Source organism: Limnobacter sp. 130, assembly GCF_902506325.1.
Taxonomy (GTDB): domain Bacteria; phylum Pseudomonadota; class Gammaproteobacteria; order Burkholderiales; family Burkholderiaceae_B; genus Limnobacter.
Map to the genome: position 1 here is coordinate 1 of NZ_LR732331.1, position 14,249 is coordinate 14,249.

Sequence of the window (14,249 nt, forward strand, 5' to 3'; positions counted from 1 at the left end):
CGCCAAAGCCACCACCGCCGAATCCACCACGCCCGCCGCCAATGCCGCCCACGGAATTACCAAACAATGTCAGCAGTGCTGCCACCACAGCGGCAAGCACGGCAAAAAATAACAGCACCAGCAAACAGCCACGCCACCACAAATACCAATCCACCGGTGGCCAAGGCAGCAGGCAATTTTCCAACGGCCTTGCGTAAAAATCCACCAATGAAAAGTGTTCCCATGAACAGAAGTGGTGCAATGTCTTCAATGGTGCTGGAGGAACTCGTTGTGCCAGTGGCAACGGGGGCGGGCAAGGGCTCGCCTTCGATGACCTTGATTATTTGGTCTACGCCAGCCGTTACGCCGCCCGCGAAGTCGCCCTGTCGAAATTGCGGAACAATGATTTCGTCAATAATGCGTTTTGACGTGAGGTCGGTGAGCACACCTTCAAGCCCGTAGCCTACCTCGATACGCAGTGCACGGTCTTGCAGGGCCACCACCAAAATAGCCCCATCATCAATATTCTCGCGGCCAATTTTCCAACTCTCGGCCACACGCAAGGCGTATTGCTCAATCGTTTCAGGTTGTGTTGTTGGTACCAGCAGCACGGCAATCTGGCTGCCCTTGCTGGCTTCAAATGCCTGTAGTTTTTGAATCAGTGCGCTTTGCTGCTCGCTGCTTAAGGTGCCCGTGGTGTCCACGACCTGGGCGCTTAATGGGGGTACTGGTACTTCTTGTGCCCACAGCAGGCCTGGCACTGGAATGAGTGCCAGCGCCAACAAGCCACAAAGCCAAAACCGGTCAATTGCATTGCGCACAGCGACCATCACTTGGTACCGAAGTCCACAGTGGGCGGCTTCGAAATAGCGGCTTCATTTTCAACAGTGAAGCTTGGTTTTACTGCATAACCCATCACCATCGCGGTGAGGTTGTTGGGGAACGAGCGCACGGTGATGTTGTATTCCTGAACGGATTTAATGTAGCGGTTGCGTGCCACCGTAATTCGGTTTTCAGTGCCCTCAAGCTGTGTTTGCAAATCCCTGAAGCCCTGATTGGCCTTCAGGTTGGGGTAGTTCTCGGTAATCAGCAACAAGCGCGACAACGCACCGCTGAGTTCACCTTGCGCCTGCTGGAATTTGTTGAATGCTTCCGGGTCGTTGATCAATTCAGGAGTGGCTTGAATGGACGTGGCTTTTGAGCGGGCCTCCACGACCTGTGTCAGGGTTTCTTGCTCAAAGTTGGCCTCAGCCTTCACCACATTCACCAGATTGGGTACCAGGTCGGCGCGGCGCTGGTATTGGTTCAACACTTCAGCCCAAGCCGCTTTGACTTGTTCATCGTTGCTTTGAATGGTGTTGTAACCGCAGCCGCTGAGTAGCAGTGTGAACATTAAAGTGAATAGAGAGAAAACGCGATTCATGTGAACGCTCCTTGGTGGGGGTTGCCTGATTGTGCAATTAAAAAAGCCCATGGTGCAACTGCAGCATGGGCTTTTTGGTCTGAAAAGAAGATTTGATTTACTTCTTCATCATCTCGAAAAACTCTGCGTTGTTCTTGGTCTGGCGAATCTTGTCCATCAAGAATTCCATTGCAGCGATTTCGTCCATGTCGTGCAGCAAGCGGCGCAACACCCAAATCTTTTGCAGCAAATCGGGCTTGATCAGCAGTTCTTCGCGACGTGTGGAAGAACGGTTGATGTTGATGGCTGGGTACACACGTTTTTCCGCCATGCGGCGTTCCATGTGAATTTCCATGTTGCCGGTGCCCTTGAATTCTTCGTAAATCACTTCATCCATGCGGCTGCCGGTGTCAACCAGTGCAGTGGCGATGATGGTCAGTGAACCACCTTCCTCAATGTTACGGGCAGCGCCAAAGAAACGCTTGGGGCGGTGCAGGGCGTTGGCGTCTACACCACCGGTCAGTACCTTGCCAGAAGAAGGCACCACGGTGTTGTACGCACGGGCCAAGCGTGTAATCGAGTCGAGCAAAATGACCACGTCGCGCTTGTGTTCAACCAGGCGTTTGGCCTTTTCAATGACCATCTCTGCCACTTGCACGTGGCGGGTTGCTGGTTCATCAAATGTCGAGGCAATTACTTCGCCGCGCACTGAGCGCATCATTTCCGTTACTTCTTCGGGACGCTCGTCGATCAGCAAAACGATCAAGGTGATGTCGGGGTGGTTGGCGGTAATGGCATGTGCAATGTGCTGCAACATGACTGTTTTACCCGACTTGGGCGGTGCCACCAGCAGGCCACGCTGACCTTTTCCGATTGGCGCCACCAGGTCGATGATACGGCCAGTGTTGTTTTCCTCGCCCCGCATGTCGCGTTCCAGCTTCAGGGGCTGGTTCGGGTGCAATGGAGTCAGGTTTTCAAACAGAATTTTGTGCTTGCTGGCCTCGGGCGCTTCGCCGTTGACCTTGTCCACTTTCACCAGCGCAAAGTAACGTTCGCCGTCTTTGGGGGTGCGAACCTCGCCTTCAATGCTGTCACCAGTGTGCAGGTTGAAGCGGCGAATCTGGCTGGGCGAAATATAAATGTCGTCCGGGCTGGCCAGGTAAGATGTTTCAGGTGAGCGCAGGAAGCCGAAGCCGTCAGGCAGCACTTCCAGCACGCCGTCGCCGAAAATTTGCTCGCCGTTTTTGGCGCGTTTTTTCAGAATGGCGAACATCAATTCCTGTTTGCGCATGCGGTTGGCGTTTTCAATTTCAAGGCCACCAGCCACTTCAAGCAGGGCAGAGACGTGTTGCGTTTTTAGTTCAGATAGATACATGTTTGGCTATTTGTGTAGGTGGCGAACGCCGCGAGGTAAACAGGTTGACAAAGGGTGGGAGTTTTGCTGCGGTGAGGGGTTTTCAAGCCCGGCACACGCCGGGCGGTTTAAACAATATTGTATTACAGGTGACTGTCGATGAAAGCGGCCAACTGGGATTTGGACAAGGCGCCTACTTTCGTGGCTACCACGGCACCATTCTTGAACAACATCAAGGTTGGAATGCCGCGAATGCCGTACTTGGCGGGTGTTTCTGAATTCTCGTCCACATTCAGCTTGGCGATTTGCAACTTGCCTTGGTATTCCGAAGACAGGTCATCAAGAATGGGCGCAATCATTTTGCAAGGACCACACCATTCAGCCCAGTAATCCACCAGCACGGGGCCGTCGGTACTCAAAACATCGCTGTCGAAAGATGCGTCACTGACGTGTTTGATCAGGTCACTGCTCATTTAAATCCTCAAGTGGGTAATTGCTTTGGGGGTGTTCACAAAGCGTGTCCGGGTGATTAAAGCACACGCGCAGACCATGAAAGTTCTTCATTTAAGAAAATGCTATTCTGAATGGTACAGCGAAATCGAACTGAAACACAAACCAAACACGCGTTTTGACCCAACACATCATTTCCATTGACCCTTTTCAAGCCACACCATTCGGGCTTGCATTCGATTGGCTGGCCCAATCGGAACTGGATGCCCAGCAAGTATTGTGGGTCATGCCCCGTATTGAAACGGTGGGCAGCTTTAAGCGGTGTTGGGCGCAGCACCACGCCGGCCTTGCCGCACTGGGGCCCTGGGTGCAAACAGCAGACCGTTTAAGCCAGCCCGCTGCCATGGGCCCGTGGTTGGCCTTGCAGGCCGATTTGGTGGGGGTGTTGCGCGAATTACCCTTGTTGGGCGGTGGTTCATCGCCCTCGCAGTTGTGGGGTTTGGCGCAGGAATACCTGGAGTTGGCCTTGCGACAGGTGTTGGTGCAAAAACGCAACACAAACGCGCTGGCCGAGTACGCAGAGCACAACACTTTTGCCTGGGAAGAGGCGCAAGTGGTGGCCACACTGGCCCAAACCTATCAAGCAGAATTGATGGATTTATTGCCCAAGCCGGCAGAGCCCATGGGCAGGCAGCCACTTCAAGTGGTGTGGTTCGACGACGGCGAGACCGTGCCGGGCCTTTGGCTTGAGTTGTTTTACCCCGGGGTGCCGGTGCAGGTGTTCAAATTGCCCGCCATTGAAGGTCCCCAACCCTGGCAAGCCTTGGGCGCCAGTCGCTTTGCTGAAAAACCCAACCCGGTGGTGTTACAAGTTGCGCCCGATGAAACCACGCAAGCTCAGCAAGCAGCCCATCAAATTCTGGAATGGTTGCGCGCCGACCCCACCACTGAAATAGCTGTGGCCGTGCTTGATCGATTGGCTGCGCGCCGCATGGTGGGTTTGTTGGCCGATGTTGGCGTGTTGGTGGACGACCGCACGGGTTGGCGTTTGTCCACCTCGAACGTGGCAGGCTGGTTTGACCACCTGTTGCAGCAATTTGTTGAGCATGGGCAGTTAACGGCGGTTACCCAACCCTTTACCGGCCTGCCACTTGAGCATTTGGAACCCTGGGCTTTCGGCAAATCGGGTAGCCGATACACCTTGGCGCAGTGGGCTGCAGCTTTCGCAGCCTTGTTTGAAAAACACGGCCTTGACCTTGCATTGCAGCCCGATGAAGCAGGGCAGCAGTTGCTGACCGTGTTGGGCCTGATGCAACAGGTGCCTGCTGAAACCGAATTTGATGCGAAGGAGTTTTTGGCCGCCTGGCGCAGTTGGGCCGAATCGCAGCGTTTCCGCCCACTCGACATTGAAAGCCCGGTGCGCATGGTGCCGCTGCTGAGTACACGCATGCGGCCATTTCAGCGCGTGTTGGTGTTGGGCTGTGCGCAGTCGCATTTTCAGGAAAGTCCGCCTGGTTTGTTGCCACCCGCCGTGGCACAGGAACTGGGTTTTCCAGGGCCACGCCTGGCCCGCATTCAAAAAATTTCCGCGCTTTATGAACTGCTTTTGCACAGCAGCGAAGTGACCCTGTTGCACAGTGCACAGGTGGCTGGCAAACCTGAAATGTTGTTGCCCGAATTGACTTGGCTTGACATTGTGTTGCGCGATTGCGCCAGTGTTGAACAACACTGGTCGAGCAGCTGGCACCGCACACCTGCCAACCTTGAAATTGAAGTGCAAAGACAAGCGGAACAGGCCCTGCAAATTACGGCCTTGGGCAATGCGGGATCACTGCCCGATTCAATTCGCGTAACCGCATTGGACGATTGGGCCGCTTGTCGCCTGCGTTTTGGTTTAAAGCATGCGCTGCCTTGGCCGCAGCAACGCGAAGAGGCTGCCATGCGCTATGAACAATTGCGCGGTATTTTTGTGCACAAAGTGTTGGAAAAAACGGCGCAACACATGGTGTTGCCAGGGCAGCCAGTGAACCAGTTGCAGGCCTGGAAGCAAACTTTGCTGGATCAGGCCCGCTTGGTTTGGAACAACCTTGAGTTGGCGCAGCAAGCCACTGTTTATCCCTTCCTGAAATTTTTTGATCAAATTGTTCCGCGCCTTGCCGGCAAGTTGATGGAACGTCAAATTCAGGGCTGGCAATTCAAGGGTGCCGAGCAGAAGGTAGAGCACAAGCTGGTTCTTCAACCAGGTGGCGCGTCGCTTGCGTTGAAAGGTCGAGTCGACAGGCTCGACATGCGGGGTGATTCATTGGCCGTTTCCGACATCAAATTCACCAACCCAGCCGTGTTGAAAAAACGGTTGGCAGATCCCTTGAGCCAGCCGCAATTGCCCGCCTACCAAGCCATGTTGAATAAGCCGGGCGCGCAACTCGATTTTTTGGGATTGCACAAAGACAAGGTGGATTGGGTCAGTTTTCCGCCATTGAGCGATGAATACCGAGAGCAAGGTTTTGAATCCTGGGGCGATGTGCTGCTCAGTGAACTTTCACAGGAATTGAATTCATTTTTTGAAGGCCAGGCAGTGTGGCAGGCCAACCCTGGCGATGCCTGTGAATATTGCGCAGTGCGCAGCGTGTGCCGGCCGGAAACACACCCTGCATTCAATGGTGGCGATGCGGGCGAGGAGGGTGAAGATGAGTAATTTCACCGCCACTGCCTGTAACCCCGCCAACAGTGTTGTGGTTGAAGCCTGTGCGGGCAGTGGCAAAACCTGGTTGCTCACCGCGCGCCTGTTTCGCTTGTTGCTCGAGGGAGCGCGACCAGATCAGATTCTGGCAATTACCTTTACCCGCAAAGCCGCACAGGAAATGCAAGAGCGCCTGTTTGACTTGTTGCGTGAATGCGCCTTGTTCAGTGACGACAAACTGAGCGCCTTGTTGATTGAACGCGGCGCACCCGCAACTGAATCCAACCTGAAAAAAGCGCGTGCGCTGGCAGGCGAAGTGCTGACCAATTCCCGCGGTGTCACCATAGACACCTTTCATGGCTGGTTTGCATCGCTGTGCCAAATGGCGCCGCTGGCCAGCGGTTTTTCACGGCAAAGCGAGCCCACAGATCAAACCCTGTTCTGGATGGACCAGGCCATTGATGTGTTCACCGTCAACTTGCTGAACCAACAATCGGATTTGCTTCCCGCCTTCGATACCTTGGTCTCGCAAATGGACCGCGCCGTGGTGCGCCAGGTGCTGCAACATGCGTTGACCAATCGCGTGGCCTGCAGCCTTTGGTTGCACAACAACGTTGCGCCACCTTTGAACACCGTGTTTGGAATCGATGAGGGTGACGATTGGCCACTGCAGGTTTTGAAAAACCAGCATTACCTTGCGCAGTGGGGCACCGCCGCCCGCTGGCTGGCTTTGGGCACAGCCAAGCAACAGGGCAATGCTGTGGAAATAGAAAAGGCGCTGACTGAATTGCGGGAAGGTGGCGACGCTGCCAGCGCATTTGAGCAGTTGAAAGCGGTGTGTTTGACCGCAAAAAATGAGCCCAGCAAAGCGTTCAGCAAACCCACAGCCGGGCAGTTGAAAGCCGGCGTGGTTGACACCGAATATGTGCAAACGCTGGAAGATTTGGCGCTGCAAACCGTGCAGGCCTTGCAGCTGGAAAAAGACCAGCTCGACATGCAGGCCACAGCCGCATTGGCGCAATTGATCGAGCCGCTTTTTGAAACCTACAAGTTGATCAAGCTGGAACAGGGCTTGTGTGATTTCGATGACCTTGAAGCTACCGCATTGGCCATGTTGATGAATGATGAGCAGCGTGCCTACATGCAACAAAAACTGGACACGCGCGTTCGTCATTTGTTGGTGGACGAGTTTCAAGACACCAACCCCGTGCAGTGGAACATTCTGAAGCTTTGGTTGCAAGACTACAGTGGCGATGACAAACCCAGTGTGTTTTTGGTGGGCGACCCCAAGCAATCGATTTACCGCTTTCGCCGTGCAGAGGCGCGTTTGTTCAACCACGCTCGCACTTGGCTGGTTGAAAACTTCGCAGCCAAAACACTCGAGTCGGATACCACGCGGCGTTGCGCGCAGGCGGTGGTTGACGTGGTTAATACTGTGTTTGAGCCGGGGCAAACCCGCGGACAAACAGCCTTTCGTACCCATGCCAGTTTGGCTGGGGCAAGTGATTCGTCGCTAAGTGGTTTGAACATTTACCCCAAATTGCTGAAAGAAGACGGCGGCCCCGATGAAGCGAAGCGTGTGGTGCAAACCCTGCAACAGTGGCTGGGCAATGGCAGCATCAACAATTTAAGTGAGGTGATGGTGCTGGTGCGCGCCCACAAAAGTGGTGTGCCCCTGATGGCTGCTTTGCGTGAAGCGGGTTTGGCTTACACCATCAAAGACAAGGGTGAGCGTTACACCTCGCAAGTGTGGTTGGACACGATTGCGCTATTGGGATTTTTGAATGATCCACATGTCAATTTGCATGTGTTGGAATTGCTGCGTTGTCCGCTGATCGGGCTTTCTTCAGCCCAGTTTCAGGCATTGATTCAGGCGGGAAAAACCACGCAAGCCAACACTGTTTGGGCCACGCTTGAAACTCTGGCCCAGCAAAACGAGCAACCATGGGTGACCCTGCATGCGCAACTGTCAAATTGGTTGAACATGGCGCGTGCCTTGCCCTTGTTCGAAACCTTGTCAAAGGTGGTGGCCGATACACACGCTTCAGAAAAGTACTTGAATTCGGCTTCGCCCCGACAGCGGGTCATGATGGCCGAGCATTGGGATTGGCTGAAAGCCTGGGCGCTGGGTTTGAACAAAGGGCGTTTTCCGAGTGTGCAGCAGGCATTTGATGAGGCTGTAAAACTGCGGGACTATGCCAGTTCAGACAGCGAAGGTGCAGCGAACAACCCCGATGTACTGCGCATCATGACTGTGCATTCTGCCAAAGGTTTGGAGGCAGATCATGTGTGGTTGTTCGACGCGAATTCCTCGCCCAGGCCGGGCGGCAGCAATGCGGGTTTGCTCATTGATTGGGCCTTGGGTGAATCTCATCCCAACTCGGTCACTGTGATGGGCAATTTGAGCAGCCCCAGCCCCGGCAGGGCCGCTGCGCAAGTCATAGAACAACAGGCCTATGCCGATGAAGAAGACCATTTGTTGTATGTGGCGCTAACGCGCGCGCGGTTCTCCATTCACTTAAGTGGCAGCGACAAGCGCGGTGCCACCAAGGGGTGGTATGAGCGCCTGCTGCCTTTTGCCACGCGCGTGCACGACACCTGGCCGCAGCCGGAGTCGCCCGCGCATGGTCCTGCTCAAATTGAACTAACTGGTTTGTTCGATCCGCCTGCAACGTGGGTTCGCCCGCAGTTTCCGGTGCTGAAGGCCCTGAGTACGCCGGTGGGCAAGGTGGTGCCACGCCTTACAACGCCCGAGTTACGCAAGGGCACCGCCTGGCATGCAGCGCTGGAGTGGGTCGATGAGCTGGCTGTTGTGGAGTTCGGCGACTGGTGGGCAAAAGTGCAAGTGCGTTGCGAGGCGGTGTTCAAACCCTTGCAGCACGATGAAGTGCAGGATGTGCAACAGGCTTGCCGCCAGCTGGTGAACAAAGCTGATCTGCAGTCGTGGTTACACGCTGCGGGTGCCAGCAACAACCGCGTGTTCAATGAACTGGAATGGGTGCTGGGCGATGGGCGCGCTTTGCGGGCCGACCGGGTGCTTGAATTGCCCGATCGGTTTCTGGTTCTGGATTACAAATGGGCGGTCAACCCCGGCAATTTGCCGGGTTACACCCAACAAGTGCTTGAATACGTGGGTTTAGTTGATCAAACCTTGAACAAGGGTGCCAAGCCAGCCCCCACACAAGCTGCACTGATTGACCGGCACGGCGAAGTTCACTGGCTGACTTCGGTGTAGAATTCAGTTTGGCGGGCCTCCCCGCATGGCGTAGCGGCCAACTTGGTCAGGTCCGGAAGGAAGCAGCCACAACCGTGAAGTCAGTGCCGGGGTTCTGGCTCGCCTCTTACTTTGTTGGACCCAACTCTTGGACCCAATCTGAATGAATCAAACAGTTTCCCAGGCTTTGGCTCGAAAATGGCGACCGCGAGACTTTGATTCGCTGGTGGGTCAAGCCCATGTGGTCAAAGCGCTTTCCCATGCGCTAGACAATCAACGCCTGCATCACGCTTATTTGTTCACCGGCACCCGCGGGGTGGGTAAAACCACCATCGCCCGAATTCTGGCGCGTGCCGTGAACTGCGAACAAGGCATCAGCCGTACGCCTTGTGGCAAATGCCAGGCCTGCGTTGAAATCAGCCAGGGGCGCTTTGTCGATTTGCTGGAAGTGGATGCGGCCACCAACACGCGCGTGGATGAAATGCGTGCACTGCTGGAAAACGCCATGTATGCACCCACTGCGGGCCGCTACAAGGTGTATGTCATTGACGAGGTGCACATGCTGTCCACCAGCGCCTTCAATGCCATGCTGAAAACGCTGGAAGAACCGCCGGGCCATGTGTTGTTTATTTTGGCCACCACCGATCCGCAAAAAATCCCGGCCACCGTGTTGTCGCGTTGCCTGCAATTCGCCTTGCGCCAATTGCCACCTGACCAGCTGGCGGACCACCTTGCACACATTCTGACTGCTGAACAAATTGCTTTCGAGCCCGGTGCCCTGCGCCTGCTTGCGAAGGCAGCGCGCGGCAGTGTGCGCGATGCCCTGTCGCTAACGGACCAGGCCATTGCCTACAGCGCAGGCCATGTGGGCGAGGAAACAGTGCGCACCATGCTGGGCGCAGTCGACCAGCAGGTGGTGCACCAGTTGCTGCAAGCTTTGGCCCAAGGCGATGGCAAAGCCCTGCTGGAATTGAGCAATGCCTTGGCCACCGCGAGTGCGCCGTTTGGTGCCATTCTGGATGAACTGGCTGCCATTGCCTATCGCCTTTCAGTGGCGCATTTTGCGGGCGGGCTCGATGCAGACGACCCCGACCAAGCAGCCCTGCAAAACCTGCAAGGTGCTTTCGGTGCAGAAGACCTGCAATTGATTTACCAAATTGCCACCCACGCCCGCGCTGAATTGCATTTGGCCCCCGAGGAAGCAATTGGTTTTTCCATGGCCTTGGTGCGCATGCTGGCTTTCAAGCCGGGTGGGCAAGTGGCCGTGGCGGGCAGTGCAGCCCCAGCGTCGGCAAAAGCGTTCGCACCGGTAGCACCCAAAGCGAGTGTGCCTGTTCAGCCGGTCAGCAAACCGGTGCCTGTTGCGCCGGTCAAGGCTGAAGTGCCGCAAGCTGTTCCGTTGGCCACTCGGCCAGCACCGCCGCCTGCACCCACGCCTTCGTTGCCTGATAATTTTGATGAGTCACCGCCTTGGGACACTGCCGATGATTTGCCGGTGGCCCAGGCGAAGCCAGCCGCACCAGCGCCAACGCAGCCAGCTGTGCATGCACAATCGGCCAGTGGTGATTTGCCCAGTGCGGCCAACTGGCCACAAGTTTCACAGGAAGTGCCAGCCAAGGGCTTGACCCGCCAAGCGCTGGTGCAGGCTGAATTGGTTGAGGCCGGCCGCGACGGCGATGTGCTGCAAATTGTGTTGCGCACCGCCATCAAGGCATACACTGAACCAAGCATGGTGACCCGGCTTGAAGCTGCGCTTGGTCAGTACTATGGCAGCACCGTGCGTTTACAAATGCAGTTCGGCGAAGCGCAGCAAACTGCGCATGCGGTGCAAAGTGAAACCCGCAGGCAGGCCCTGGAAGGGGCCAAACAGGCCTTGCAGGAAGACCCGTTTTTGAAAGACATACAGAACTTGATGGGCGCAACGGTGGTCTCAGGTTCAGAACGCACGCTGAGCAACACAGGCCCAGCCGATATTTGACAGGAGAGAATTCAATATGAACATGATGAAAGGCCAACTGGCCGGCTTGATGAAACAAGCCCAGCAAATGCAGGAAAAAATGGCCAAGATGCAGGCCGAGATTGGTGCTTTGGAAGTGGAAGGCCAATCCGGTGGTGGCATGGTGAAAGTGGTGATGACCTGCAAGCACGATTGCAAGCGCATTACCATTGACCCCTCGCTGTTGGGCGAAGACAAAGACATGCTGGAAGACCTGGTGGCCGCCGCGTTTAACGACGCCGTGCGCAAAGCCGAAGCAACCATGACTGAGAAAATGTCATCGGTCACAGCTGGCTTCCCCATGCCCCCCGGCTTCAAAATGCCATTTTAATTATCACCCATGAGCCGTTCCGCGTTTGACGCCTTCGATGGCCTCGACCCCTTGGTTGATCTGGTGCAGGCGCTTAAGCGCTTGCCCGGTGTGGGGCCAAAGTCGGCGCAACGCCTGGCTTTTCATTTGTTGCAAAACGATCGCCAGGCCGCCACGGCTTTGGGCGAATCGTTGTTGAAGGCGGTGGCGGAAATTCGCCACTGCAGCATGTGCAACAACTTTTGCCATGCTGATGTGTGCAGTATTTGCAGCGACACGCGTCGCAACCCCGGCTTGCTGTGCGTGGTTGAAACACCTGCCGATTTGGCCGCCATTGAGGCCACTCAAACTTACCGTGGTTACTACTACGTGCTCATGGGGCGCGCTTCGCCGCTCGATGGTGTGCGCCCTGAGTCGCTGGATTGGCCCAAGCTGAGCCAGCGCCTGGACGACAGCGAAGTGAAAGAAGTGATTTTGGCCACCAACTTCACCAATGAAGGCGAGGCCACGGCTGTATTTCTCACCGACCGCATTCGCCGCATGGCATTGAAGGTGAGCCGCCTTGCCCGTGGCGTGCCCATTGGGGGCGAACTTGAATACACCGACCCCAGCACTGTGGCACGGGCCCTGTTGGACCGCCGCCAGTTGGGCACTGACTCCGACTGACGCTGATCTCCATGACCGACCAACACAGCAATTCCGAAACTGCACAAAACGGTCCGTTGACTGGTATTCGTGTGCTTGAATTGGGGTCCTTGATTGCAGGCCCTTTTGCCAGCAGAATGCTCGGCGAGTTTGGCGCGGAAGTCATCAAGGTTGAAACGCCCGGAAGTGGCGACCCCATACGCAAATGGCGTGTTCTGCACGAGGGCAATTCATTGTGGTGGGCTGTTCAGGCTCGCAACAAAAAATCAATTACGCTGAATTTAAAAGCCGAAGAAGGGCTTGCTGTGTTGCGCAAGTTGATTGAAAGTGCCGACATGCTGGTGGAGAATTTTCGCCCCGGTCAACTTGAAAAATGGGGTTTAAGCCCTGAGCAACTTCAGGCCATGAATCCTGCCCTGATTGTGGTGCGCCTAAGTGGCTATGGGCAAACAGGCCCCTACAAAGATCGCCCGGGTTTTGGTGCCATTGCGGAATCGATTGGGGGCATGCGTTTTTTGAGTGGCGACACCGACCGCCCGCCTGTGCGTGTGGGTATTTCAATTGGCGATTCCCTGGCAGGTTTGCATGCGGTCATCGGTGCGCTGATGGCACTTCAGCACCGCCACAAAACAGGCAAGGGCCAAGTGGTGGATGTGGCTTTGTATGAGTCAGTGTTCAACATGATGGAAAGCCTGTTGCCGGAATACGATTTCGCGGGCGTGGTGCGCAAACGTTCGGGTGCCAGCTTGCCGGGCATTGTGCCTTCGAACACATACACCTGTGGTTGCGGTGGTTTTATTGTGATTGGCGGCAATGGCGATGCCATTTTCAAGCGCTTGATGCTGGCCATGGGCCGAAGCGATTTTGCTGAAAACCCAGACATGGCCAGCAACGATGGCCGGGTGCGCCACACCGAGTTAATTGACGACACAATTGCACAATGGTGCAAGGAACGCAGCATTGACGAGGCACTGGATGTACTCGAAAAAGCCGATGTGCCTGCCAGCAAAATTTACAGCATCGAAGACATTGTGCATGATCCGCAATTTGCGGCACGCGGCATGATCGAAGAACATGCCTTTGGCGAGGACCGTACCCTGAAGGTGCCCGGCATTGTGCCCAAGCTCAGCGCCACGCCCGGGCAAACCCGTTGGCTTGGGCCCAAGCTTGGGGAGCACAATGCGCAGGTGTTGGCTGACCTTGGGTATTCAGCTGAAGACATTCAACGGATGGTGGATGACGGCGTTATTTAAGTAGCAACTCATCCAGCGTCATTGAATCTTTCACAAATGCCCGAATGCCTTCGGCCAGTTTTTCTGTACCCATGGCGTCGGCATTCAGTTCAAAGCGAAATGCGGTTTCACCGTTCGGGAAGGTTTCCTGTGCTTGGGCAAGTGCCCATTCGGTGTTCAAGTCCACTTTCAATGCCACTTCATCGGCTTTCAACTCGGCCAGCAGTTCGGGGCTGATGGTCAGCAGGTCGCAACCCGCCAGTGCCTTGATTTGCCCCGCGTTGCGAAAGCTTGCGCCCATCACTTCGGTGCGAATTCCATTTTGCTTGTAATAGGCGTAAATGCGGCGCACCGATTGCACACCCGGGTCGTTCACACCCGCATTGGCCGCTTCGTCCCAGGTGTTGCCTGCGGACTTTTTGTACCAGTCGTAAATTCGGCCCACAAACGGTGAAATCAGTTGGACACCGGCTTGCGCACAGGCGTGAGCTTGAATGGGTGAAAACAGCAAAGTCAGGTTGCAGTGAATGCCTTCGGCTTCCAGTGCTTTTGCTGCCTGAATGCCTTCCCACGTGGATGCAATCTTGATCAACACCCGTTTTTCGGTGTCAATGCCTTCTGTTTTGTAAAGCGACACAATTCGCTTGGCGCGGGCAATGGTGGCCTCGGTGTCGAAGCTAAGCCGCGCATCCACTTCAGTGGAAACCCGGCCTGGAATGATTTTCAGGATTTCAGTGCCGAAAGCCACCAACAGCCGGTCGGTTTGTAGTTCCAGAGGCTCATGGCCATATTTGATCTTGATTTGTTCCAGCAAAGGCATGTACTGCGGTTTTTGTACTGCCTTTAAAATCAATGAGGGGTTGGTGGTGGCGTCTTGGGGCAAAAAGGCTGCAATGGCCTGAAAATCGCCTGTGTCAGCCACTACGGTGGTGACTTGTTTCAGTTGTTCTAATGCGTTGCTCATGTCTTGATGGTAGTGAAAATTCA

At 55.4% G+C, this 14,249-nt stretch carries 10 protein-coding genes, 1 other RNA gene and 1 pseudogene; 7 read left to right on the forward strand and 5 right to left on the reverse strand.

Features of this window, described 5'->3' with window-relative positions:
* From FRIGORI9N_RS12835 to trxA, 4 genes and pseudogenes are all read right to left on the reverse strand, one after another.
* A pseudogene (locus tag FRIGORI9N_RS12835) lies at window positions 1-809 on the reverse strand (YgcG family protein); the annotation flags it as partial.
* Window positions 809-1,402, reverse strand: a complete 594-nt coding sequence (locus tag FRIGORI9N_RS12840; RefSeq protein ID WP_159571897.1) for a LemA family protein — start codon at window positions 1,400-1,402, stop codon at window positions 809-811. The gene FRIGORI9N_RS12840 and the pseudogene FRIGORI9N_RS12835, both read right to left, overlap by 1 nt.
* 97 nt (window positions 1,403-1,499) lie before the next feature.
* Complete coding sequence (rho, locus tag FRIGORI9N_RS12845; protein ID WP_008250210.1) at window positions 1,500-2,756, reverse strand: transcription termination factor Rho; 1,257 nt, start codon at window positions 2,754-2,756, stop codon at window positions 1,500-1,502.
* 122 nt (window positions 2,757-2,878) lie between these two features.
* Entirely contained in the window at window positions 2,879-3,208 is a 330-nt protein-coding gene (trxA, locus tag FRIGORI9N_RS12850; protein WP_159571900.1) for a thioredoxin TrxA, read from the reverse strand.
* A gap of 155 nt (window positions 3,209-3,363) precedes the next feature.
* Between trxA and FRIGORI9N_RS12855 the strand changes: the two genes are divergently transcribed.
* The 7 genes from FRIGORI9N_RS12855 (at window position 3,364) to FRIGORI9N_RS12885 (ending at window position 13,283) form a co-directional block, all read left to right on the forward strand.
* Window positions 3,364-5,880: a PD-(D/E)XK nuclease family protein gene (locus tag FRIGORI9N_RS12855; protein ID WP_159571903.1), complete on the forward strand. Its 2,517-nt coding sequence runs from the start codon at window positions 3,364-3,366 to the stop codon at window positions 5,878-5,880.
* Entirely contained in the window at window positions 5,873-9,100 is a 3,228-nt protein-coding gene (locus FRIGORI9N_RS12860; RefSeq protein WP_159571906.1) for an exodeoxyribonuclease V subunit beta, read from the forward strand. Before FRIGORI9N_RS12855 ends, FRIGORI9N_RS12860 begins: the two co-directional genes overlap by 8 nt.
* A gap of 10 nt (window positions 9,101-9,110) precedes the next feature.
* Window positions 9,111-9,207, forward strand: an RNA gene (gene ffs / locus FRIGORI9N_RS12865) — signal recognition particle sRNA small type.
* A 35-nt stretch (window positions 9,208-9,242) separates the two neighbouring features.
* On the forward strand, window positions 9,243-11,057 hold the full coding sequence (gene dnaX, locus FRIGORI9N_RS12870) for a DNA polymerase III subunit gamma/tau (protein ID WP_159571909.1): 1,815 nt from the start codon (window positions 9,243-9,245) through the stop codon (window positions 11,055-11,057).
* 22 nt (window positions 11,058-11,079) lie between these two features.
* The gene (locus tag FRIGORI9N_RS12875) at window positions 11,080-11,406 is read left to right on the forward strand and encodes a YbaB/EbfC family nucleoid-associated protein (protein WP_040512993.1); all 327 of its coding nucleotides are present in this window, start codon (window positions 11,080-11,082) and stop codon (window positions 11,404-11,406) included.
* Window positions 11,407-11,415: 9 nt separating this feature from the next.
* Window positions 11,416-12,051 (forward strand): recombination mediator RecR, encoded by a 636-nt coding sequence (recR, locus tag FRIGORI9N_RS12880; protein ID WP_159571912.1) that lies wholly within the window; start codon window positions 11,416-11,418, stop codon window positions 12,049-12,051.
* Window positions 12,052-12,062: 11 nt separating this feature from the next.
* Complete coding sequence (locus tag FRIGORI9N_RS12885) at window positions 12,063-13,283, forward strand: CaiB/BaiF CoA-transferase family protein (protein WP_159571915.1); 1,221 nt, start codon at window positions 12,063-12,065, stop codon at window positions 13,281-13,283.
* Here FRIGORI9N_RS12885 and tal read toward each other — a convergent pair.
* The gene (gene tal / locus FRIGORI9N_RS12890) at window positions 13,276-14,226 is read right to left on the reverse strand and encodes a transaldolase (RefSeq protein WP_159571918.1); all 951 of its coding nucleotides are present in this window, start codon (window positions 14,224-14,226) and stop codon (window positions 13,276-13,278) included. The two genes, FRIGORI9N_RS12885 and tal, sit on opposite strands and share 8 nt — an antisense overlap.
* Window positions 14,227-14,249: the final 23 nt, after the last annotated feature.

What these genes read in the sequence shown, in the direction of transcription:
- FRIGORI9N_RS12840 (WP_159571897.1), bottom strand. Translation starts at nt 1,402, where the DNA reads ATGAATCGCGTTTTCTCTCTATTCACTTTAATGTTCACACTGCTACTC.
- rho (WP_008250210.1), bottom strand. Translation starts at nt 2,756, where the DNA reads ATGTATCTATCTGAACTAAAAACGCAACACGTCTCTGCCCTGCTTGAA.
- trxA (WP_159571900.1), bottom strand. Translation starts at nt 3,208, where the DNA reads ATGAGCAGTGACCTGATCAAACACGTCAGTGACGCATCTTTCGACAGC.
- FRIGORI9N_RS12860 (WP_159571906.1), top strand. Translation starts at nt 5,873, where the DNA reads ATGAGTAATTTCACCGCCACTGCCTGTAACCCCGCCAACAGTGTTGTG.
- dnaX (WP_159571909.1), top strand. Translation starts at nt 9,243, where the DNA reads ATGAATCAAACAGTTTCCCAGGCTTTGGCTCGAAAATGGCGACCGCGA.
- FRIGORI9N_RS12875 (WP_040512993.1), top strand. Translation starts at nt 11,080, where the DNA reads ATGATGAAAGGCCAACTGGCCGGCTTGATGAAACAAGCCCAGCAAATG.
- recR (WP_159571912.1), top strand. Translation starts at nt 11,416, where the DNA reads ATGAGCCGTTCCGCGTTTGACGCCTTCGATGGCCTCGACCCCTTGGTT.
- FRIGORI9N_RS12885 (WP_159571915.1), top strand. Translation starts at nt 12,063, where the DNA reads ATGACCGACCAACACAGCAATTCCGAAACTGCACAAAACGGTCCGTTG.
- tal (WP_159571918.1), bottom strand. Translation starts at nt 14,226, where the DNA reads ATGAGCAACGCATTAGAACAACTGAAACAAGTCACCACCGTAGTGGCT.